This window comes from Megasphaera sp. NM10 (assembly GCF_000417505.1).
In the GTDB taxonomy this organism is placed as follows: domain Bacteria; phylum Bacillota; class Negativicutes; order Veillonellales; family Megasphaeraceae; genus Megasphaera; species Megasphaera intestinihominis.
On record NZ_APHY01000008.1, the window covers coordinates 1 to 22,230 of the forward strand.

Annotated in this window: 19 protein-coding genes, 2 tRNA genes and 1 riboswitch; all 21 genes read left to right on the forward strand. The window is 49.5% G+C overall.

Translation table 11 applies throughout. The features are described from left to right. The first annotated feature begins 57 nt into the window (after positions 1–57). The 21 genes from NM10_RS12935 to NM10_RS01815 all read left to right on the forward strand — a co-directional run bounded on the left by NM10_RS12935 (position 58) and on the right by NM10_RS01815 (position 21,893). Positions 58–1,320, forward strand: a complete 1,263-nt coding sequence (locus tag NM10_RS12935; RefSeq protein WP_020309899.1) for a hypothetical protein — start codon at positions 58–60, stop codon at positions 1,318–1,320. 11 nt (positions 1,321–1,331) lie between these two features. Further along, the gene (locus NM10_RS01720) at positions 1,332–1,943 is read left to right on the forward strand and encodes a DUF2460 domain-containing protein (protein WP_020309900.1); all 612 of its coding nucleotides are present in this window, start codon (positions 1,332–1,334) and stop codon (positions 1,941–1,943) included. A gap of 148 nt (positions 1,944–2,091) precedes the next feature. Next, positions 2,092–5,832: a baseplate hub domain-containing protein gene (locus NM10_RS12940; protein WP_020309901.1), complete on the forward strand. Its 3,741-nt coding sequence runs from the start codon at positions 2,092–2,094 to the stop codon at positions 5,830–5,832. Between the two features lie 15 nt (positions 5,833–5,847). Beyond that, the gene (locus NM10_RS01730) at positions 5,848–6,279 is read left to right on the forward strand and encodes an NlpC/P60 family protein (RefSeq protein ID WP_020309902.1); all 432 of its coding nucleotides are present in this window, start codon (positions 5,848–5,850) and stop codon (positions 6,277–6,279) included. Continuing rightward, positions 6,279–8,540 carry a phage tail protein gene (locus NM10_RS01735; protein WP_020309903.1) on the forward strand — a complete coding sequence of 754 codons (2,262 nt, stop codon included), beginning with the start codon at positions 6,279–6,281 and terminating at the stop codon, positions 8,538–8,540. The genes NM10_RS01730 and NM10_RS01735 overlap by 1 nt, the downstream gene beginning before the upstream one ends. After that, positions 8,541–9,392 carry a DUF2793 domain-containing protein gene (locus tag NM10_RS12945; protein ID WP_020309904.1) on the forward strand — a complete coding sequence of 284 codons (852 nt, stop codon included), beginning with the start codon at positions 8,541–8,543 and terminating at the stop codon, positions 9,390–9,392. Between the two features lie 21 nt (positions 9,393–9,413). Continuing rightward, a complete protein-coding gene (locus NM10_RS01745; RefSeq protein ID WP_020309905.1) occupies positions 9,414–9,767 on the forward strand; it encodes a hypothetical protein in 354 nt (117 codons plus the stop codon). A 10-nt stretch (positions 9,768–9,777) separates the two neighbouring features. Continuing rightward, entirely contained in the window at positions 9,778–9,969 is a 192-nt protein-coding gene (locus tag NM10_RS01750) for a hypothetical protein (RefSeq protein WP_020309906.1), read from the forward strand. After that, positions 9,953–10,528, forward strand: a complete 576-nt coding sequence (locus NM10_RS01755) for a GH25 family lysozyme (protein WP_020309907.1) — start codon at positions 9,953–9,955, stop codon at positions 10,526–10,528. Before NM10_RS01750 ends, NM10_RS01755 begins: the two co-directional genes overlap by 17 nt. 14 nt (positions 10,529–10,542) lie before the next feature. Further along, positions 10,543–10,824, forward strand: a complete 282-nt coding sequence (locus NM10_RS01760; RefSeq protein WP_020309908.1) for a hypothetical protein — start codon at positions 10,543–10,545, stop codon at positions 10,822–10,824. Between the two features lie 388 nt (positions 10,825–11,212). Next, positions 11,213–12,409: an MFS transporter gene (locus NM10_RS01765; RefSeq protein ID WP_020309909.1), complete on the forward strand. Its 1,197-nt coding sequence runs from the start codon at positions 11,213–11,215 to the stop codon at positions 12,407–12,409. Positions 12,410–12,483: 74 nt separating this feature from the next. Then, positions 12,484–12,559: transfer RNA gene (locus NM10_RS01770), tRNA-Asn, on the forward strand. Between the two features lies 1 nt (position 12,560). Beyond that, positions 12,561–12,636 (forward strand) — tRNA-Glu (locus tag NM10_RS01775). Positions 12,637–13,014: 378 nt separating this feature from the next. Continuing rightward, on the forward strand, positions 13,015–14,235 hold the full coding sequence (gene ilvA / locus NM10_RS01780) for a threonine ammonia-lyase (RefSeq protein ID WP_036200670.1): 1,221 nt from the start codon (positions 13,015–13,017) through the stop codon (positions 14,233–14,235). 13 nt (positions 14,236–14,248) lie between these two features. After that, positions 14,249–15,616, forward strand: a complete 1,368-nt coding sequence (locus tag NM10_RS01785; protein ID WP_020309911.1) for an amino acid permease — start codon at positions 14,249–14,251, stop codon at positions 15,614–15,616. Positions 15,617–15,762: 146 nt separating this feature from the next. Beyond that, positions 15,763–16,149: a RidA family protein gene (locus NM10_RS01790; protein WP_020309912.1), complete on the forward strand. Its 387-nt coding sequence runs from the start codon at positions 15,763–15,765 to the stop codon at positions 16,147–16,149. A gap of 343 nt (positions 16,150–16,492) precedes the next feature. Beyond that, positions 16,493–16,963, forward strand: a complete 471-nt coding sequence (locus NM10_RS01795; RefSeq protein ID WP_020309913.1) for a CBS domain-containing protein — start codon at positions 16,493–16,495, stop codon at positions 16,961–16,963. Positions 16,964–16,982: 19 nt separating this feature from the next. Continuing rightward, a complete protein-coding gene (locus NM10_RS01800) occupies positions 16,983–17,501 on the forward strand; it encodes a CBS domain-containing protein (RefSeq protein ID WP_020309914.1) in 519 nt (172 codons plus the stop codon). Between the two features lie 104 nt (positions 17,502–17,605). Next, complete coding sequence (gene guaA / locus NM10_RS01805; RefSeq protein WP_020309915.1) at positions 17,606–19,141, forward strand: glutamine-hydrolyzing GMP synthase; 1,536 nt, start codon at positions 17,606–17,608, stop codon at positions 19,139–19,141. A 1,751-nt stretch (positions 19,142–20,892) separates the two neighbouring features. Then, complete coding sequence (locus NM10_RS01810) at positions 20,893–21,219, forward strand: hypothetical protein (protein ID WP_020309916.1); 327 nt, start codon at positions 20,893–20,895, stop codon at positions 21,217–21,219. Positions 21,220–21,443: 224 nt separating this feature from the next. After that, positions 21,444–21,893, forward strand: coding sequence for a PPC domain-containing DNA-binding protein (locus NM10_RS01815; protein ID WP_020309917.1), 450 nt, complete (start codon positions 21,444–21,446; stop codon positions 21,891–21,893). 147 nt (positions 21,894–22,040) lie between these two features. Next, a riboswitch (SAM riboswitch) is annotated at positions 22,041–22,143 on the forward strand. Positions 22,144–22,230: the final 87 nt, after the last annotated feature.

Below are 22,230 nucleotides of genomic sequence, written 5' to 3' on the forward strand. Positions count from 1 at the left end.
CTACGGCAACKCAGGTCGAGCTGACAGACCGTAAGTTTAAAAAAAGAATGCGAAAAATTGAATGAGTCCAAGGCCTTCAATGCGAACTATCAGAAGGATAAGGAAAAGCTGGATGCTATGTACGCCCAGGAACATCTGAAAGCTGTCGAAGCTGATGCGCAGAAGGAAGCGCAGATTAAAGAAAAGGCTGTCACCATGGCCGCCGATAAGAAGACCAATGCGCCCGCTCTGACTGACACGGCCAGCGATAAGGAACTGAGCAAAATGGAAGCCGATTATGATAAGGCCATTACATCTATCCAATCGAAATGGCAGCAGTATTCTGCTGACTACGCAGGTATGACTCAATCCCAGAAAGCTTTGTTCCTGAAAGCCCTGGACGAAGAAAACATTGCCTATGAAGTGTCAGCTGATGGCCGTTTATCCTTTGCCAAGGAAATCTATAACGAAGAGCTGGCCAAGTACAAGGAATTCATCGATCAGAAAACAGCCTACTTCCAGCAGGCCAAGGACATCGAGGCCGATATTGAAGAAGCCAAGAATCAGGTATCTATAGAACGGCTGCGGGAAATCCTTACGGCAGAAAACGCCATCCGCATGAACGACTATGAAGGGCAAAAAGCTATGATGGATGCATATCAACAAGCCTACTTGGCATCCCATGCGACGACGGCCCAGATGCTAGCCAGCTACTACGACACGGCATTTAGCGGTCTTACGTCGACTATTACGGATACCATTATGGGCACTAAAACCCTGGGTCAGGCCTTTCAGAATTTGGGTAAATCCTTGATTCAAGTCGTTGTAGAGTTTTACGCAAAAAAGTTGGCGGGCATGATTGTCAGCAACGCCATGGCGAAATCTTTATCTGCGGAAGAAGAAGCTCAGGCGGCCTCTGAAGGGGCTGCCCTGGCGGCTGCGTATTGGCCGGCAGCGTATTATAAACTTATTGTAAGCCCGGCATCGGCGGGTATTGCGTTAGGGATGATGGCTATGGGCGGCACCATGTCCATTGCATCGGCCCTTACAGGCCTTAGCGGTGCGGCGGGCGGTTCTTCCTTGAGTGTGCCTAAAATGGCGTCGGGCGGCATTACGAAAGGGGCCACATTAGCTCTTATTGGTGAAGGCCATTACGAAGAAGCCGTCATTCCTCTTTCCCGTAGCAACATGGAAAAACTCGGTATGGACGGGAGAAATAAGAATGACCGGCCCATTCAGGTTATTGTGTATGCCCAGGATGCGACAAGCTTCAAGCGATCAGAAGCGCAGATTGCCAATACCGTACGCCGTGCCATTGAATCCGGGCAGCGTTTTTTATAGGAGGCGATATTATGGCGATTGGGTTTCATGAAGTCCAGTTTCCGGTGGATATTTCTTATGCAAGTACAGGCGGCCCCTGTTACTCAACGGATATTACGATTATGAAGAATGGGACTGAACAGCGCAACATCAATTTTACGTATCCACGTTGCAAATACAATGCGGCCCTAGGAGTCAAGACAGAAGTCCAAATGGCGGAAGTCATCCGGTTTTTCCACGCCCGAAAAGGGCGTGGCTTTGGCTTCCGATACAAGGATTGGACAGATTATCAGCTGACCCACGAATTAATTGCGCTTGGAGATGGACAAAAAAACAAGTTCCAAATCATTAAGACGTATACCAGCGGTGGGTTCTCTACAGTCCGGGAAATTAAAAAGCCCGTCAGTGGTACGCTTACCGTGTTCTTGGATTCGACACCGGAAACAGGATGGATCTGCGATTATACAACAGGGGTCATTACATTTACAACACCGCCGGAATCAGGGAAAGGCATTTACTGTACAGGCGAGTTTGACGTCCCCGTTCGCTTCGATACGGATGAAATGAATATCAGTATGATGGAAGGCGACTTTTTCAACTGGACGTCTATCCCGCTTGTTGAGCTTCGGGGGAGTGGTATTTGATGGCCTTACGACCTTCTGACACGATGCAAATATATACTCACCAAACAGACGCAGGCCTGAACTACAAGAACTTAAAAGCAACGTTCATCCCGGATACGGAGTTTACCTATGCCAACAATTTCCCATATAATGGCAAACGTATCAAGGCATGTGGTTCAATGATAAAGGCTATGACATCATGGATAAGGAGCAGCGGGAACCACGCCATTATTGCATTAAGGGAAAGGCTACCTTTATGTTCAGCGGGACGAACCTTACTATACGGCTCATGCTTGATAGTGGTCAGGGGACGGCGGCCATATATATTGATGGAAAAGCCCCATCTGCTGTCGGGATTCGCGGGGCAGTAGATATATTAGATTGCAACTTGGGCCATTATGGGTTTGGCGAAGGGGCGACGATGCAATATCACGATGTCGTCGTCGCGGAAGGCCTTACGGATGGCAGCCATACTTGCGAAATATACGCCAATAATCCAGGCGGCGTATACTTCCTGCTTGCCGGGGCTAAAGTACACCACAAAGAAATACAGCCCTTGACTATTCCCGGATACCATGCTTCGGAGACATTGGCTTTTAACCAAGCAACCTTACGGCTTGTCAATGAATCAAAATACCCTATGCGGGATATTACTATAAGTATCCCTGGCAGGGCCATTAATAGAGATACTGGGAAATCTTTTCCCAATCCGTATGTTATTCAGGAACTCGGCGTAGGCGAGCAGATACCCTTGTTAATAGGCGTCGATGGACGCGGATATGAAGACGGCATCGATTTAACAATGAATTTTCACGCGTCGTACTGCGACCCGGAATCAACACAGGCCACCACGACGCTTACAACCGTACTCGATCCTCATAGCAATCGCATTAACCTGTCTGGCTACTGGCTCTTTGAACCTTTGAGTGCATCCAACGTTTTATGCGGATTCACATCCAATGCAGGCGATACCCTGACCTTATGGACCAGGGCAAAGTCTTTGACCATTACCTTGCTTTGTGATTGGGGTTATCCTACACTTAATGTTTCTGTTGATGGTAATATTATGAGCCAATGGAGCTTGCAGGCTGATGAAGAAACCTTCAAGGATTTTACACTATCTGATTTGGCGGCTGAAGAGAAAGTCATTACAATCAATGTCCCCAAAGGGCACCAAGGAGACAGCACGTTTGCCTTCTCACGCATTGTCCTGACTGAAGAAGTATCGTATATCCGAAGCGACGAGACAATCCCGATTACGATGAGCTTTGATTACATCAAGCCCTTTGGCATTGAGGGCCTGGCTCAGAACAGCGATGGCCAATATAGTTATGAAGGGACTGTAGTGCGACGCACGGACGATTCACTGCCGCGGCGCAATCAGGGAGCCAAAGAAGTCCGAATTATGCGCCGCCATGCTACCTTTGCGCTTAATTATAGCGACGCAAACCATGAAAATCTAAAATACTACGATCTAGTCGTTGTCGATCCGGGCACAGTCACACGTAAAGAAGTGGCAGCCTGGCAGAAACTGGGCATCAAGGTTTTTGGCTATGTTTCTTTTGGAGAAGAAGACGGCGTTACCCTGGACCCATGGGATATAACGTCTAAAATCGTACCGCATACGGACGATGGGAAGGGTGTTGGCGGCTATGCTTCGTACTATATGAAAGGTGGGTACGGGTACGCTGAGTTGAACCAATGCCTCCACGATGGCCTCATTGAGACGCAAGAGAAAAAATGTTTGCTTGGCGACTCTCATTATTTTACGGGCGTTGGCTGCTGTACCCGTGTCTGTAAGCACGATTCCCGTGAAGGCTATAATGCATGGACTGCTGGTGAAACATGCGGCGGCGGCCACACAAAAAGTGACTATTGGGTCCGTACTGGTGACGAAGCCTGCACCAATGTGGAATGCCCGAATTACTCGCCATATCATGGCGGCTGTCCTCATTATGAGCATCATGACGGGTGGGGGCAGGACCTCAACTATACAACACCTGATTACCCGGATCAAAACGGCATTTGGGGGTCTACCTACGTCAACCCTTTAGCGCCTCGGTGGAAAGAAAAACTGTCCACGTTCTATTTGCGCCGCGTATTTGGCCTTCCCAAGCTGCTGACAGAAAAGGTAAGATTAACAAAATACTCGTCTGATCTTACGGGAACAAGCTATATTTTTAGGACTAGGGAATATCCCATTGATAAAGACGAGGAGGTACATTTATACTCGGCATCTGGCTATGAGTATACCAATTTAGAATTTAATTTCGACCCGACGTCCGGGGCCTTCCAGGTAGAAGCGGAAGCGGTTGAAACCAAGGGGGACCAAAATACGGAACTGACCGTTACCTATCACGTCGTAGGCATGGGGGCTGATGGGGTCTTCATGGATACGCTGGACACGGTTGATGTATACCCCAGCGAAGCGTTCCAACAGGGCATGGCCAAGATGATAAACGAGCTTAAAGAAGAGTACCCAGAAAAAAGCTTTCTTGCTAATCGTGGTTTTTCCATTACGAAGGACATCATAAAATCTTGTGACTATGTCATGTTTGAAACGTTCATTTCAGAGTATAACTGGGAAAAGGGCGAGTACTATAAACTGACGGACCTGGATACAATTGCGTATAACGAAGACATCAAAAACATGCTGCGGAACTTGCGAAAAGATTATCATTTCGATGTACTGGCCCTCAACTACTGTGCGGACGGCCCAGAAGGAGACGAACTCCGGGAACTCATCGCACAAGAATGCTATGCCGAAGGATATATGTCCTGGTCTTCAAATATCATGCTAGGGAACGTACAGAAACCGTATCTGGTCAAGTCCCAAGACTGGAAGAAGCACATCAAGAGCGGGAACCCGTTTTTTACGGATTTTCCGGCCGTTGATTCTGCGCGGCTGGTCCGGGAACAGAATGAACAAGAAATCAGTGGGGATTATTCGGAGTCGAACCGGATATGGAAACGGTTGCCGGATGTAGAAAGGGATGATTGGTATGAAATCAGTCGGATTCCTGTCGTGAGTGGATGGCTGGAACGATCCGTAACAACGCTGGCCTGGTGCTGGCGGCTAGAACTGTCAAATGGTAACGTTATGTGTTTTACCTCCTGCGATGTCGACTTAGTCATTGATGGTGAAACTTACGAGGCCTTCGCTGGTTTTGCCCCAACGGCGGTATCGTCGAGCGACGGCCTGGCAACAGATAATTTGGACGTGCAAGGCATGATTACTAGTGACCGCATTACTGCTGATGACATTTTCCTGGGCGTCTATGACAATGCCAAAATACGCATATTTATCTGTGATTATGAGCATCCTCAACAGAATCGGTTTATCTTACGAGAAGGACGTATTGGGAAAATTACGTCGGGGAAAATTGCATTTAAAGCTGAAATTCGGGGGCTTATGGATGCATTCCAACAACAGGCCGGGGATTTATATCAACGGAAATGCCGGGCCCGTCTTGGCGATTCTCGGTGTAAATACCAAGCTGCGGCCGACACCGCCACGGGGGAAGTCACGTCCGTGCGCGACGACGGATCTATTTTTACAAGCATTTCGAGGACGGATAATTTTTTCAACTATGGTATCTTAACTTTTGAGTCTGGCCTTAACAACGGCTCGTCCTATGAAGTGGAACAGTCCCTGGGAAGCAACGGGCAGATCCGGTTCTTTTCGCCGCCTATGCATGAAGTCGTTGTAGGCGACCGTATACGGATTGTTCCCGGCTGTGACGGGGAACCTTCAACGTGCAAGAACCGGTTCCACAACATGATCAATTTCCGGGGAGAACCTTATATCCCAGGGAACGACTATTCTGTAAGTTACCCCATGAAAGTGAGTGGGAACATTGTTCCGGAAGGGGCCTCTGTACGACTTAAGACTTATAATTTCCAAGACTAGCAGGGAGATGATTGCATGAAACCTGAAGACATTATTAACGAAGCGCGTCAATGGATTGGGTGCCGGTGGGAGCATCAAGCATGTTTGAAAGGAGTAGCTTGTGACTGTGTAGGCCTTGTTCGTGGCGTCCATGAACAACTGACCGGGGACGCTTTTGAAGGGGATTATGATTACCCGGCTACGTGGCACCTGTTCAAGCGAAAAGAAAAGCTATACGAGGAGTGCAAGAAGTACATGGATGAAATTTCCGTATCGGAGGCCCGGCCGGGAGACATCTTGTTATTTGCGTTCCGGACTAAGTTTCCAGCCCATCACCTGGCCATCTTGACCGACCAAGATACCTTGATTCATTCCTATATGGACGTTGGGCGAGTAGTAGAAAGTGCCTATACGGATGATTGGAAACAGATGACACGGTTCGCGTTTCGATTCCGGGAGGTTAAATAATGGGCGCCGCACTCATACCCGTTGCGATTATCGGCCTTAGTACATTTGTAATCCCGCGTCTTTTTGGCGGCATGTCATCCAATACGTTTAGTGAGCGGGAAGTAGGAAAACAAAGCGATTTGCAATTGCAGGGCGCGAACATGGGTTCCCCAATTGTACATGGGTACGGGAAAGCACGGGTTACTGGCAATATTATTTGGGGAACGAAATTTACAGAGCACATCAGGACAACCACAAGGACAGCGACAACAAGGAGCCGCGGCGGCAAAGGCGGTCATCATAGTAGTTCTAGCACAACAACTATTACAACGACAACGTATAGTTATACAGTTTCCTTTGCCGTGGCAATCTGTGCGGGGCCAATTACCGACATTACGCGCATTTGGGCCGATGGCGTGGAAATCAATACACGGGACAGCAGCGTTATGGATTACACGTTATATAAGGGAGATGAATCACAAATGCCTGACCCGTTCATTGAAGGTATCGAAGGTGGTGGGAACGTCCCGGCCTATAGGGGACTTGCCTACATGGTCATAAAAAATTTGGATATCGCTGCTTTTGGTAACCGTATCCCGGCACTTTCTTTTGAGGTCCAATTCCCAGAAAACCACGTAAGTAATATTATCCGTAAGATTAGCCAAGCTGCGGGGATACCGGGTGAACAAGTATCCGTTGAAGGAATGGACGATTGGACAGTATATGGATTCACCGTTGCGGGGAATAAGACATTCCGAAGCCAGATTGAGGCCTTGCAATCTGGCTTCCCGTTTGAGGGCTTCGAGTATGATGGCAAAATCGTGTTCCACCCAAGTGGGGCCGGGGATGCCGTTGCCATCGAGGCGGAGGATTTAGGGGCAGCAGAGTCAGAGAATAATACGGATAACACGCTGACAACAATCCGGACCCCGGAGATAGATTTGCCAAAGACAATAAAGCTTTCGTACATATCGAAAGACAGGGACTACCAAAATGGCACTGCGTCTTACACAAAGGCTACCTCAAAGGGGGTTAATGAAACGTCGATAGACACAACACTCATCTTATCAGATGGAGAGGCTGCGGCTATTACAGAACGGCGTATGAAAGAGCTTTGGGCGAATCGAACAACGTTCAAATTCAAGTTGCCCAACAAATATGCGACTGTCCAAGCGGGAACTGTTGTTACCTTGCCATATAACGGACGGCGCGTGAACGCCACCGTTACGGATGTTAGCTATGGAATACCTGGAATCAGTGAAGTAACGGCCCAACTTATCCATAATCAAACTTATACTAGCGTTACCCGTAAAATAGATGATGCTGGTACGGATATACCGGCGCCGGCCCCGACGGGAATACGCATCGAAATATTGGATATCCCTATGATACCCAGTATAGGCAGTTCCGACGTGGTTCTCCTATCGGCCGCGGCTAAAGTCTACTATGGGGCCAATATCTTCCGTAGCGATGATGATGGTGTATCCTTTACGCTGATTAAGGCGAATATGCCACGCGGGGTTATCGGGGATACCATGGGTACCCTTGGAGAAGGGACTCCCTATACATGGGATGAGAAGAATAGTGTGGACGTTAAAATATTTAGCGGCACCTTTGGCGGGTCCCTTGAAAGCCGCCAGGAGATGGCTGTTCTAAATGGAGCGAACTTATGCGTCATCGGGGAAGAAATGGTTCAATTCAAGAATGCTATTCTTATTGCTGAAGACACCTATAGGCTATCCGGCCTGCTCCGAGGCCGTTTTGGGACGGAGAACCACATCGTCGGACATGTCCCGGGCGAGCGGTTCGTTCTCATCAATTCTTCGGTTATCGACTATGTAGAAGCGTCTACGACAGACTGGTTCAAGCCTTACCTGTATCGCTACGGACCGTCGGGGAATGATGTTACCGACGATACATACCAGCAGAAGACCTTCACTTTTAATGCCGTGGCGGCTATGCCGTTATCCCCATGCCACCTGGAAGGGAAAAGGGATAAGGCTGGAAATGTAACTATTACATGGGTTCGCCGAACGCGTGGCGATGGGGGCATGAAAAGCTATTTAGATGTACCCTTAAACGAAGCAGAAGAAAAATACGAGTGCTGTATTGTAAAAGACGGGCAGGAAATACGGACGTTTACGACAGGAAGCCCGACGGCAACCTATACAGCAGCAGACCAGACCATTGACTTTGGCGCTGTGCAACCTTCCATTACCGTTCGGGTTTATCAGATCAGCGCAACCCGTGGGCGTGGTATACCAAGAGAGGAGATTGTATAAATGGCAGATAAGACAGGAAAGCTAGGGCTGAAATACGTCGTAGCGAACCAGGCTCAAAAAGAAGTCACCATTAACGAGGATTTAAATATTTTGGAAATGTTAGTCCAGGCGACAGCGAAAGGGGTATTAAGTACACCGCCAGTCAACCCAGAAGAAGGTGACATGTACATCATCGGGGATACGCCGACAGGCGCATGGGAAAATAGCACTGTAAACAGTATCGCTGGATTTTTGATGGGGGTATGGAACATCGTGCCACCTAAAGCAGGCTGGCGCATATGGATGGATGAAGGGAAGGCCATGCGATACCAAGATGGCGCCTGGGTTGAAGAAAAGAAAGCAGACTTTCCGGCTGGCATTCCGGCGGGAGGCAAGGCCGGGCAAATCCTTGTGAAACTCTCTGATGATGACTATGATTGCACCTGGCAGGATCCCCCGAGAACGTCGGAAAATTCGGGCGAAACAGTTACTACTGCATCTATCCTCGATAAGATTGCATTATGGCAGCCAAATACGACCTATTATCCGGGCGACATTGTATATCTTGAAAGCACGAAGCTCCGCAAATGGTATTACTGCCGGGAAATGCAGGACGGGTCATCTAGTGGCGTATCGAGCTCTGAAATGCCGGTATTTGGGGACGTAGCCGGAAATGAGACCATTGACAACGGCATTATTTGGGAAACTTATGATTCCGGGGCTGCTATTGTTACGAGTATGGCGGACCGCGCTACGGCGGCTAACAAGCTGTATATGGCTCGTAAAATCACCCTGGCGGGGGTAGTATCTGGCAGTGCTTCGTTCAATGGAGCCGCTGATATTACTATCAACACGACAAGTACAACCGTTTGATACTGAGAAGGTGTAATTATTATGGACATATTTGAAATGCCTTTTTTTTCACCATTGATTGGAAACCTACTATATTCTCTTCTAGTGGCCTTAATTACGTACATGTGGGCGTATATTAGAAGCTGTAAAAAGAAGGAAGTTGCATTGAATAACGGCGTACAAGCGCTATTATTTGCGCAGTTGCGTCTAATCTATACCGAGGCGGCAGACAAGGGCAAAGTCACATTTTCCCGTCTGCATGATGCACAGCAAATGTATCTGGCTTATCATCGCCTTGGTGGGAATGGAATAGGAACGGCTATGATCGAGGAGCTGAAACAAATGGAAAAAATTGACGGGATGCAACCCAAGATTGATGGACATATCCAAAAGTAGGAGGCAGAATATGATTAATAAAATCAATGTAGCAGATTGTTTGGTCATCATCGGGCTTGTAACAGCGCTGGTGCTGGCTATTTTTTATGATCAAAATGAGTTGGCCATGAGTATTGCATCTGGCCTACTCGGCTATATCGGCGGTAATATCAAGACCGCCACTACGAAAAAGGAGGATATAATGAATGACAAAAGTAATTGATGTGAGCTACTACCAGCGCGACTTGAATTACGATACAGCTATAGCTAACGGAGTCCGTGGCGTCATCGTAAAAATTTCGGAAGGAACAAGCATCGAAGACACCTGGTGGGGGCATGTTTCTGAATGCGAAACGAGGGATTTGCCGTGGGGCGTTTATTGTTATAGCCAGGCATCCACCGTAGAAGAAGCGGAATCCGAAGCCAACGAAGTACTTTACCTGTTGGGCAAGCGGATTCCGCCCATGGGCGTATGGTTCGATTTTGAATCCCGGGCCTGTCTGGATGCGGATGACCCGACAGCGGTTTGCTCTGCATTTTTGAATGCAGTCAATGCCGCCGGCATCCCATGCGGCATCTATGCCAGCCTATCTACCCTGGAGGATGTCATCAATGTTCCAGCCCTGGCTAAATATGTGCCGTATTGGGTAGCGCAGTACAGTAATAGTTGCGACTTCACGGATGAATTCCCTGGCCATGTACTGGCTGGCTGGCAGTATAGTGACCAGGGCTACATTGGGGATACCAATGTAGACTTCAATGAATGGTATCTTGATATTTAGGAGGTAATGAAATCATGAGCAAATGGACAGATGTAAGAGATAGCATTGTCGATGTATTAAATGCAAAGGATGTAACGGAAGAAGTCAAACAGACAGTAACGCAGAAAATCATTGACGAAGTGATTCCGATTGTTGAAAATGCAGTGGATAATTTCTGCGCTGCCACGAAAGAACAGGCTAAAACGGAGACCGGTTGGGTTAAAGTAAGAGACGGTATTGTCCTGCCGCTTGTCATGGAAGGGGTTGTCTATATTGTTAAGACTGTGCTTAACAAAACAGCAACGGAGACAGCATAAAAAACGGGGCAATATAAAATATGTAATATAAAGAAATTTTTATTTATTGATGTAGGCAGAGAACAGAACGAGAACAAAATACTTAAAACCAAAAGTAAATGGTAGAAAATAAAGGGATTCGACATCTAAAATACTCTGATAAAATAAGGCATCTTAATGCTCGAAAAATTAAGTAAATCCCGGTGAAAAAATGCCCGGCATGATGTAAGATTAGGTTGTAGTGTGTAGTTTGCAGAGACGGCCTTTAAATTTAAAGCCATCTGCTAACCACTAACAACTTAAAAAGGCTTGTCGTATAACGACAAGCCTTTTTTTTGCCCTCTTGACTTTTTCCCGGGGACAGCGTACGATGGAATCGTTCTAAATCTATGCAAAGGAAGAATGAATCATGTTTCGCGCTATTCCTCTGAAATATGTATTGCCCCTCCTGGGCCTGACTGTGTCGGCGTTCATCTTCAATACGTCGGAATTCATGCCTATCGGCCTGCTCATGGACATTTCTCAGTCCTTCGCGATGACCGAGTCCCAGACGGGCATTATGATCACTGTCTACGCCTGGGTCGTGGCCCTGCTGTCCCTGCCGCTCATGCTCCTCGTCTGCCAGATGGAGATGCGGCGCCTCCTGCTGGGGACGATGGGGCTCTTTGTCCTGGGACAGCTGGCATCGGGGCTGGCCCTGAATTTTCCCATGCTCATGGCAGCCCGCATCGGCGTCGCCTGCGCCCATTCTATTTTCTGGTCCATTGCGGCCCCGATGGCGACGCGCCTGGTCACGCGGACTCATCGGCCCCTGGCCTTGAGCATGATCGTCACTGGCTCGGCTGTCGCCATGATCTTCGGCCTGCCCCTGGGACGGGTCATCGGCCTCTATGCCGGCTGGCGCATGACTTTTCTGGTCATTACGGTAACGGCCTTAGCCGTGCTCATCTATTTGGCCTTTGTCTTTCCCAAGCTGGCCAGCGACGCCTCTTTTTCCCGCGACGAATTGCCCAAGCTGCTCAAGAATCCCGTCGTCATCAGCGTCTATATCCTGTCCGTCCTGTTCGCGACGGCCTATTTTACAGCGTACAGCTATATCGAGCCCTTTCTCAAGACCGTTGCTGCCTTTAGCGACCAGGGCATCACGTCGACGCTCATGCTCCTTGGCGTCAGCGGCCTCCTGGGGAGTTTCGTCTTTTCCCGGTTTTACAATCATTTCCGCTATGGCGTCATCCGGGCTGGTCTGTTGGGCCTGGTCATCCCGTTCCTCCTGTGGCAGGCCGCTGCGGGCAGGGCAGGGACGATGGTCGCCGCCTGCCTGGTCGTCGGCTGTGCGTCGACGCTGTTCAACGTCACCTTCCAGGCCGAACTCATCCGCCACGTCCCGATGGGGGCAGCCCCGGTGGCCATGTCCATCTTTTCAGGCATCTTCAACGTCGGTATCGGCGGCGGGACCTGGATTGGCGGGCAGGTCACGGCCCATGGCCTGCTACCGTATATCGGCTATGCCGGCGCAGCCATCGGCTTAGTCGCTGCCGTGTATTGCTTTACGGCCTATTTCCATTTCCTGGGCAGGGCCGGAGAAAGTCATCAAAAAAATTCGTAAAAAAGACTTGCATTTTTCTATCTCTTCAAGTATAATATTAATTGTTCCGATTCGGAACGAGCTTGAAGTGATATTCCTCAATAGCTCAGTTGGTAGAGCAATCGGCTGTTAACCGATTTGTCGTAGGTTCGAGTCCTACTTGAGGAGCCATGGCCCCTTGGTCAAGCGGTCTAAGACATCGCCCTTTCACGGCGAGAACATGGGTTCAAATCCCGTAGGGGTCACCATATGAAAAGGTCCTGTCGCATATGCGACAGGACCTTTTGTTGTTCGTTGTTCGTGGCTAGTGATTAGCAAAGTGCTTACGAGTTACTAACGGCTGACGGCTGACTGCTAACTGCTGACTGCTTACGGTTGACTGCTGATTACGAGTCACGAAGAAACTGCCATAAAGGAAGCTTCTTCCTTTCGCATCGTTCGATGTCGGCTTATGCAAAATAAGCAATGATGATTTCTGGTTCAGTAAACATGAGTCTCTTTATAATGGACAAATACGCGAATACTCTATTGACAATGGACAGATAAAGGCGTATAGTAAAGGCATAAGCAAACCGTATTTATTCTAACTAACGAAGGAGGGACGCTGCTATTTAGCAGCACATACCATGAGTGAAGAAAAAGTAACCTTACAAATGATCAAAGATGCTCAGGAACGCTTGAAGGGCGTCGCCCAGAAGACAGGCTTGTCGTACAGCAATTCCGTCAGCGATCTGGCTGGCTGCGAAGTCTATTTGAAGCTGGAAAACCTCCAGCGGACAGGCTCCTTTAAACTGCGCGGTGCCTATAACAAAGTCGCATCCCTGACACCGGAAGAACGGGAAAAAGGCGTCATCGCCGCTTCGGCCGGCAACCATGCCCAGGGCGTTGCCCTGGCAGCCAGCGAATACAGCTGCCAGTCCGTCATCTGCATGCCGAAACACGCTCCCTTGAGCAAGATTACGGCAACCCGCGGCTACGGTGCCAACGTCGTCCTCTACGGGGACTTCTTTGACGAAGCCGCTGCCAAAGCCGTTGAATTGACGACGGAACACGGCTACACCTTCGTTCATCCCTTCAATGACCCGCAAGTCATCGCCGGCCAGGGGACGATTGCCCTGGAAATCATCGAACAGCTGCCTGAAGTCGACGCCATCGTTGCACCGATTGGCGGCGGCGGCCTCATTTCCGGCCTGGCCGTAGCAGCCAAGAGCGTCAATCCGAAGATTAAAGTCATCGGCGTCCAGACGGAAAACATGCCGTCCATGAAGGAATCCGTCGAAAAGGGGCAGGTCATCACCTACAACGGCAAGGCTACCCTGGCCGATGGCATCGCCGTCAAGACACCGGGCGACCTGACTTTTGATATCTGCAAGAAATACGTCGATGAAATCGTTACTGTCGATGAATCGGAAATCGCCAGCGCCATCCTGCTCCTCCTCGAACGGGGCAAGACCGTTGCCGAAGGGGCTGGTGCCGTACCGGTAGCAGCCCTCATGAGCGGCAAGATTTCCGGCATCCGCAACAAGAAAGTCGCAGCCCTCGTCAGCGGCGGCAACATCGACGTCAATAATATGACCCGCGTCATCAACCAGGGCCTGATCAAGTCCCAGCGCAAGATTTTCTTCCAGACCGTTATCCCCGACGTACCGGGCGAACTGGTCAAGCTCCTGACCCTTATTGCCGGCACCAATGCCAACGTCCTTTCCATCACCCATGAACGCAGCCAGCACGGCATCGACATGGGCATGACCGCCGTTTCACTGGAACTGGAAACGGCCAACGAAAAGCACGTTGAAAAATTGATGACCATGCTCAAAGACCATCATTATTTTGTTACCTTGAAGTAGTGGAGGTCTGATCATGGAACAGCAGAAAATGGAACGCGGCCTGAAGCCGCGTCACGTAGAGATGATCGCTCTTGGGGGGACGATTGGTGTCGGCTTGTTCATGGGGTCGGCCAACACCATTCAGATGGCGGGACCGTCGGTATTGCTCTGTTATGCCGTAACGGGCGTCGTCATGTTTTTCATCATGCGCATCATGGGGGAAATGCTTTATCAGGAACCGGTTACGGGCTCCTTTGCCACGTATGGGCATAAGTATATCAGTCCTTTCGTCGGCTACCTCACTGCCTGCTCCTATTGGTTCTTGTGGGTCGTCGTCGGTCTGTCGGAAATCACAGCCGTCGGCATCTATGTCCACTACTGGTTCCCATTGCTGCCGCAATGGATATCGGCCCTGGCCGGCATGGCCATCGTCGCTGCGGCGAATATGGCGGCCGTTAAATATTACGGCGAATTTGAATTCTGGTTCGCCCTGATCAAAGTCGTCACCATCATCGTCATGCTCATCGTCGGTGCGGCGGTCATCCTCTTTGGCTTCGGCAACGGCGGCGTCCCCGTCGGCATCAGCAACCTCTGGGTCAACGGCGGCTTCATGCCTAACGGCTGGGGCGGTATGCTGGCGGCCATGTGCGTCGTCGCCGCGTCCTTCCAGGGCGTCGAACTCATCGGCATCACGGCCGGCGAAGCCCAGGACCCGAAACATACTTTGAAGAAGGCCGTCAACAATATCGTCTGGCGTATCCTCATCTTCTACATCGGCTCGATTTTCATCATCCTCTGTATCTATCCCTGGAATGAAGTCAGCTATATCGGCAGTCCCTTCGTCATGACCTTTGCCAAAGTCGGCATCTCGGCAGCGGCAGGCATCATCAACTTCGTCGTCCTCACGGCGGCCCTGTCCGGCTGTAACAGCGACATGTACAGCTCAGGCCGTATGCTCTATACGCTGGCCCAGAACGGCCAGGCGCCGAAGATTTTCGCCAAATTGTCACCGACCGGCGTGCCGCGCAACAGTATTGCCGTCACCATCGTTGTCCTGGCTATCGGCGTCATCCTCAACTATCTCATTCCGGACTCCAAATTGTTCCTCTATTTATACAGTGCCTCCGTTTTTCCGGGCATGGTCGCCTGGTTCGTCCTGGCCTATGCCCAGAAAAATTTCCGCAAAGCCTGGGGACCGGAAGTCATGGCGAAACATCCTTTCAAATCGCCGCTCTATCCTTATTCCAATTACTTCTGCATCATTTTCCTGATTCTCGTCACCATCGGCATGATTTACAATCCTGATACGCGCATGTCCATCTTCTCGTCGTGGGTCTACATCGCCGCCGTCGTCATCGCCTTGTTCGCCTGTGGCCTGAACAAGAAACAGTACGATAAATAAGGGCACCTCATCGAAGGGGCTGGAGGAGATGCGGCGACGGTCGCCAAAACTGAATCGGAATCGTGATTATCTGTCGCAGGTCTATGGCTTTCCCTGGGCCTGCGATGTATAATACAGTTAGATTAAAATTAAGGAGATGCATACTCATGGCAGTTAATGTTATCAGCACGACTAAAGCTCCGGGCGCAGTAGGCCCGTATTCCCAGGCTATTAAAGCCGGCGATTTCCTCTTCGCATCCGGTCAGATTGCCATCAACCCGGAAAAAGGCAAGATCGTTTCCGGCGGTGTCGTCGAACAGGCTGAACAGTGCATGAAGAACGTCGGCGCTATCCTCGAAGAAGCCGGCCTCTCTTACGATGATGTCGTCAAGACGACGGTTTACCTGACGGACATCAACTTCTTCGGCGCCGTCAACGAAGTCTATGGCAAATACTTCCAGAAGAACCTGCCGGCCCGTTCGTGCGTCGAAATCAGCCGCCTCCCGAAAGACGTCTTCGTAGAAGTCGAAGTCATCGCCTATTGCGGGAAATAAGCTGGATTTATAGTGGCTCGTGATTCGTGGCTCGTTATTCGTAGGGCGGCCCGCTGTGCCTTAAATTTAAAACTATCCGCTAACCACTAACAACTAAAAGGGACTGTCGCATGAAGGCTTCTGCTATCATGCAAAATCCTTTAGACTTAAAATTTTTTCGTTCGTAGTTCATCATTCATCGTGATAGGTTGATATTTTTCATCCCGTACGACAAACGATGAACGACCTACGACCAACGTAAAAAAGCGCTGTCTTCATGCGACAGCGCTTTTTTTACCTCCCAAGCAGGAAATCGGGGGTCTCATGTCTAATACTTATAATATAAGGAAAAGGAGTGATAACTATGTTTAAACGTACGGCATCGGATATTATGGAAAAGAATTTCGTTACGGCAACGCCGGAAACGTCGGCCTTCGATTTGGTCAACATGTTCGTCAAGAACCACATTACGGCCATTCCCATCATCAATGAAAAAGATGAGCTCGCCGGCATCGTCACCGATGCGGATTTGCTCTACAAGAAGGTCAAACCTCATGTCCCTCACTATGTCAATCTTTTGGGAGCCAGCATTTATTATAACGGCATCAGCGAATACGACAAGGGGTTCAAGAAACTCATGGCCTGCACGGCGAAAGATATGATGACCAAAGACGTCATCATTGCCGCACCGGATGCGGAAGTCGAACAGATCGCCGGCGTCATGGTGGCCGAACATCTGAAGGTCATTCCTATTGTTAAAGAAAAGCACATCGTCGGCATCGTCACCCGCGGCAACATCCTCGATGAATTGTACCGTGAATACGGCGACGACTAGGGGAAAGGGGGAATAGACAATGGCTGAAAACATCAATAAAGGTCCGGGACCGGGCGAAGACAAGGAAGCGGAACGCCCTGTCGTCCGCGTCAAAGATGTCATGGAAAAGGTTTTCGTCTCGGTGACACCGGATATTCCCATCCGCGACGTCTTCCGCATCTTCATCAAGCATCGCCTGCTGGCTGTGCCCGTCGTCGATGAAGAAGACCACCTCATCGGCCTCATTTCCAGCGCCGACCTCATGTACCGCAGTTCGAAGCCACACATTCCGCGCCTGCCCTTCATCGGCACCAAAATTTATACCAGCCGCGTCGGCAAATACGCCAAGGAATTCAAGAACCTCCTGGATCAGCCCTGCGAAAAATTGATGACCAAGAACGTCATGATCGCGACGCCCAAGGCCGATGTCGAACAGGTCGCAGCCGTCATGATCCTGGAACACTTGAAGGTTCTTCCTGTCGTGGACAACAAGCGCGTCGTCGGCATGATCACCCGGGCCTGCATTCTCAAAGATTTGTACCGGGAATGGAAGTATTAGACCTTTGTGACTAGTCACTCTCTGCCTCGTGTGCTATAATATTATAATCGAATGATTTAGGCAGCGGCCGCTGCCGCAGAAAGTATTTCACGAGGAGGCACTTAATGGATACCAAAGAACTCGTCATCGTTGTCGATTTTGGTGGTCAGTATAACCAGCTCATTGCACGGCGCGTCCGTGAAAACCACGTATACTGTGAAGTATACCCGTATCACAAAGCAGTTGCAAAGATTAAAGAACTTCAGCCCCAGGGCATCATCTTTACCGGTGGTCCTGGCAGCGTCTATGAAGATAATGCGCCGAAGATCGAAGAAGAAGTCTTCCATCTCGGCATCCCCGTCCTCGGCCTCTGCTATGGCATGCAGTTCATGGCCCAGACCTTAGGCGGCGAAGTCAAACACGCCGACATGCGCGAATTCGGCAAGACCGAAATCGATGTCAATACGGCTTCGCCTTTGTTCAAAGGCCTGCAGGAAAAAGAAATCGTCTGGATGAGCCATCAGGACTACGTCGCTTCCATCCCGGAAGGCTTTGAAATCGTAGCCCACACGGCCAACTGCCCGGTCGCTGCCATGCAGAACCCGGCTAAGAAGCTCTATGCCATGCAGTACCATCCGGAAGTGCTCCATACGGAACACGGCAAGGAAATGCTCCATAACTTCCTCTTTGAAGTCTGCGGCTGCACCGGTTCGTGGACTATGGCCAACTATGCCAAGACGGCTATTGCCAATATCAAAGAAACCGTCGGCGACGGCAAAGTCGTCCTGGCCCTTTCCGGCGGCGTCGACAGCTCTGTCGCAGCAGCCCTCATCTCCAAAGCCGTCGGCAGCCAGCTGACCTGTATCTTCGTCGACCACGGCCTGCTCCGCAAGAACGAAGGCGACGAAGTCGAAGCGGCCTTCAAGGACAGCGGCATGAACTTCATCCGCGTCGATGCGTCGGAACGCTTCCTGAAGAAACTCGAAGGCGTCAGCGACCCTGAACGGAAACGGAAAATCATCGGCGAAGAATTCATCCGCGTCTTTGAAGATGAAGGCCGTAAAATCGGTTCCGTCGATTTCCTGGCCCAGGGGACCATTTATCCCGACGTCATTGAATCCGGTGCCGGCGATGCAGCCGTCATCAAGAGCCATCACAACGTAGGCGGACTTCCGGCTGTCGTCGATTTCAAAGGCCTCATCGAACCGCTCCGCAACCTCTTCAAAGACGAAGTCCGCGAACTCGGTGCCGAACTGGGCTTGCCAGAATACCTCGTATGGCGCCAGCCTTTCCCGGGACCGGGCCTGGCTATCCGCGTCATGGGTGAAATCACCAAAGAAAAACTGGCCATCCTCCGCGATGCCGATGCCATCTTCCGCGAAGAAATCACCAATGCCGGCATGCAGCGCGATATCAACCAGTACTTCGCCGTCCTGACCAATAACCACTCTGTCGGCGTCATGGGCGACTTCCGTACCTATGACTACACCTTGGCCCTGCGCGGCGTCACCACGACCGACTTCATGACGGCTGACTGGGCGCGTATCCCATACGACGTCCTCGATAAAATTTCCAGCCGCATCGTAAACGAAGTAGACCACATCAACCGCATCGTGTACGACATCACCAGTAAACCACCCGCAACGATTGAATGGGAATAGTTGCAAATTGCCTCACAAATCGCTTAACCAAGCCGTTTGTGAGGCTTTCTTTTTTTCAAAAGTTCCAAAAGTGTACCAGAAAAATTTAAAAAACCTTTTTTAGGGCCTATTTTTGCCAAATTTCTCGAACAAAAAATGTGCATTTTTATACGTATAAAACAAAAGCGGTTACAAAAGCCGAGTAGATTTGCAATGTAAAAATATACACGGCCAACGGCCTTGTGCGTAGGAGCCGACCCGGACAGGGTGGCCTGCTGCGATATTTAACAACACCTTGTTCTAACATTATGGAGAGCCTTTACGAATCACGAACACCGAGCTGCGTGTTTTTCCTCGGTTTCATATGCGGCTTCGCCGCGAGATACTCAAATCGTATTACGAACATGTGCCACTCGTCATAAATTACGGCTACGTACAGGATTCACGCGGGCTCGCCACGTGTGAGCCCCTACGATGCGGCTTCGCCGCGACGAACTTATGATTGTATTACGACCATGTGCCATTCGTTATAAATTCCGGCTATGCACAAAATTCACGCGGCCTTTTTGGCCCGTCAGGCGCCGACCATAAGAAGGCGCAGGACGGTTGCCAAAACGGACAGCTGTGGCTGCCCGCCTTTATCAGGACGGCCCCTACAGAATCGCAGCTAGGCGATAAATGGAAACAACGTTCACCGGACATAAAATATACACGGCCAACGGCCTTGTGCGTAGGGGCCGACCCGGACAGGGCGGCCCACTGTGAGATTTTACCGTAGCCTGTTCTGATATAATGGCAGGTCTTTATGAATTTGAAATGGACAAAGCAAACAGGCGCTGTCTTCGCGTGACAGCGCCTGTTATACTAGATTTTTGATGATTGAATTTTTCAAGTAGACGGCAATGTCTGCCTGTGATATACTGAATCCGAGGTTTTGCCTAAAACGGTAGGCGGTTGGTCCCTTGCTTTTCCCGGAGGGACTTTGTGTGCCCCTCCAATCCAACTGGAAAGGAGGGGAGGACAATGACTTTAACGGTGGATCTGTTTATCAGTATACTATCTTTCGGTATGGCCGCATTTGCAATTGGTTATGCCCTAGGTCAGAGTTCAAATAAAACACAAAAATAGCCGCCAGAGACCCCCATCTTAAGCGACTATTTTTGTTGACTTATCGGGGCCAACCGTCTATCGGCAGGACCTCTTTTCATGTCTATTATAACGTCATTTATTTATCTTCGTCAAGCGGATACTATGTGATGGATTTAGGCAGTTAGCCTTTACTGTACAGTTGTGGAGTCGGACTCATATGCGGCTTAGCCGCGAGATACTCAAATCGTATTACGAACATGTACCATTCGTCATAAATTCCGGCTATGCACAAAATTCACGCGGCCTTTTTGGCCCGTCAGGCGCCGACCATAAGAAGGCGCCTGACGGTTTCCAAAACGGACAGCTGTAGCTGTCCGCCTTTATCAGGACGCCCCCTACAGAATCGCAGCCAGACGATAAATGGAAACAACGTTCACCGGATACAAAATATACACGGCCTCTGGCCTTGTGCGTAGGGGCCGACCCGGACAGGGCGGCCCTCTGTGAGATTCAACCATAGCCTGTTCGATATAATGGCAAGTCTTTACGAATCACGAATCACATGATGTGTCATTAATTTTGAATTTATAAACTTCCTTTGCAGGACTTTATAAGTTTTTTGTAGAATCTATATAGCATATATTGAGATTGAGAGGTAAGTCTTTTTAAGGAGAATGAGGCATATGATGAAACGAATTGTAAGTATGTTGCTACTTACTGGAACTTTATTGATAGGAAATACAGTGTTTGCCTTTTATGCAGATGAAAGCTCTGCTGTTAATCTTGGGATGGTTCAATCTTATAGCCGTTCGGCAATCAACGTTATTGATGATGACGGCACGGCGTATACTTTTGTTTATGACAATAGGCCTCATTCGGACTTAGGTTTTTGGAAACTTGAAAGCGAAGACCAGTGGCATCAATGGGAATTCGGCTTGCAACAACAATCTCACATGGAACAATTGGCTAGCTGTGGTTTCTATGCGTTGAAGACTCTTGGAAAATTGTAAGCGCTTGTGAAACGGGAAGGGCGTTATTATGAAGCAATTACTTATTTTCACTCATCCTTCGGGAATGTGTGGATTGAGCTTTGGTGTGGAGAATGGTAAAATCGTTTCGATTACAGCCTATATGGATCAATAGAGAGGGTACTCTACAAACGAACTAACAAGTCTCTTTTCTGGTGCCGGTCTTACAGTGGCAGTAGGTTATGATATTACAGGAGGCATGACGTATGGATTATCGCAAATTTGGTGAAACTTATTATATCCGGATGGATAAGGGGGATGAAATCATCAGCACGATTCTGGGAATCTGTCAGAAAGAACAGATTGCATCGGCCATTTTTTCGGGCATCGGCGGGTGCCGTTCGGCAGAAATACAGACGTTCATCCCAGAAACGGGCAGTTTTGAAGTTCAAGAGCTGAAGGGGATGCTGGAGCTGGTTTCGTTGACAGGCAATATCGTCAGCGATGATGATGAAACTTATTTTCATCATACTCACGCTGCTTTTTCTTATAAACAGGATGGGGAACATCACGTTGCGGCAGGGCACATCAAATCGATAGAGGTACTGTACACGGCAGAAATCGAATTGCGCCCCGTTATAGAAGGACGGATTCGGCGGAAATATGACCCAGAAACGGGGACCGGCTTTTGGGATTTCGGGCCAGAAACGGATTAAGCTGGCCACTGTCTTGTATCTCCCGATTGGTCGGCACTTCTGAGAATCTTTTCACTTTATACTTTATTTTCAAATGAAAGTATTGACAGAACATACCTAATAGTGCACTATTTGGGTAAACATTTTATATGTTTGATGAATGAATATCAATCATCCAGAGCAGTTGAGGGACTGGCCCTATGATGCTGCGGCAACCTCCGTGGGGACGGAAGGTGCCAATTCCAGCGGGAGTTTTCCCGGCAGATGAGCGAGAAATGGAAGGGATTTTGCGCGTCATCTGTAGCTGATGGCGCGCTTTTTTTATGGCTTTGTCATCGGCACGTCTTTATTTATTTTG

Bases quoted from the DNA above. Each gene is read 5' to 3' on its own strand.
- NM10_RS01720 (WP_020309900.1), top strand. From the start codon at position 1,332: ATGGCGATTGGGTTTCATGAAGTCCAGTTTCCGGTGGATATTTCTTAT.
- NM10_RS12940 (WP_020309901.1), top strand. From the start codon at position 2,092: ATGTGGTTCAATGATAAAGGCTATGACATCATGGATAAGGAGCAGCGG.
- NM10_RS01730 (WP_020309902.1), top strand. From the start codon at position 5,848: ATGAAACCTGAAGACATTATTAACGAAGCGCGTCAATGGATTGGGTGC.
- NM10_RS01735 (WP_020309903.1), top strand. From the start codon at position 6,279: ATGGGCGCCGCACTCATACCCGTTGCGATTATCGGCCTTAGTACATTT.
- NM10_RS12945 (WP_020309904.1), top strand. From the start codon at position 8,541: ATGGCAGATAAGACAGGAAAGCTAGGGCTGAAATACGTCGTAGCGAAC.
- NM10_RS01745 (WP_020309905.1), top strand. From the start codon at position 9,414: ATGGACATATTTGAAATGCCTTTTTTTTCACCATTGATTGGAAACCTA.
- NM10_RS01750 (WP_020309906.1), top strand. From the start codon at position 9,778: ATGATTAATAAAATCAATGTAGCAGATTGTTTGGTCATCATCGGGCTT.
- NM10_RS01755 (WP_020309907.1), top strand. From the start codon at position 9,953: ATGACAAAAGTAATTGATGTGAGCTACTACCAGCGCGACTTGAATTAC.
- NM10_RS01760 (WP_020309908.1), top strand. From the start codon at position 10,543: ATGAGCAAATGGACAGATGTAAGAGATAGCATTGTCGATGTATTAAAT.
- NM10_RS01765 (WP_020309909.1), top strand. From the start codon at position 11,213: ATGTTTCGCGCTATTCCTCTGAAATATGTATTGCCCCTCCTGGGCCTG.
- ilvA (WP_036200670.1), top strand. From the start codon at position 13,015: ATGAGTGAAGAAAAAGTAACCTTACAAATGATCAAAGATGCTCAGGAA.
- NM10_RS01785 (WP_020309911.1), top strand. From the start codon at position 14,249: ATGGAACAGCAGAAAATGGAACGCGGCCTGAAGCCGCGTCACGTAGAG.
- NM10_RS01790 (WP_020309912.1), top strand. From the start codon at position 15,763: ATGGCAGTTAATGTTATCAGCACGACTAAAGCTCCGGGCGCAGTAGGC.
- NM10_RS01795 (WP_020309913.1), top strand. From the start codon at position 16,493: ATGTTTAAACGTACGGCATCGGATATTATGGAAAAGAATTTCGTTACG.
- NM10_RS01800 (WP_020309914.1), top strand. From the start codon at position 16,983: ATGGCTGAAAACATCAATAAAGGTCCGGGACCGGGCGAAGACAAGGAA.
- guaA (WP_020309915.1), top strand. From the start codon at position 17,606: ATGGATACCAAAGAACTCGTCATCGTTGTCGATTTTGGTGGTCAGTAT.
- NM10_RS01810 (WP_020309916.1), top strand. From the start codon at position 20,893: ATGATGAAACGAATTGTAAGTATGTTGCTACTTACTGGAACTTTATTG.
- NM10_RS01815 (WP_020309917.1), top strand. From the start codon at position 21,444: ATGGATTATCGCAAATTTGGTGAAACTTATTATATCCGGATGGATAAG.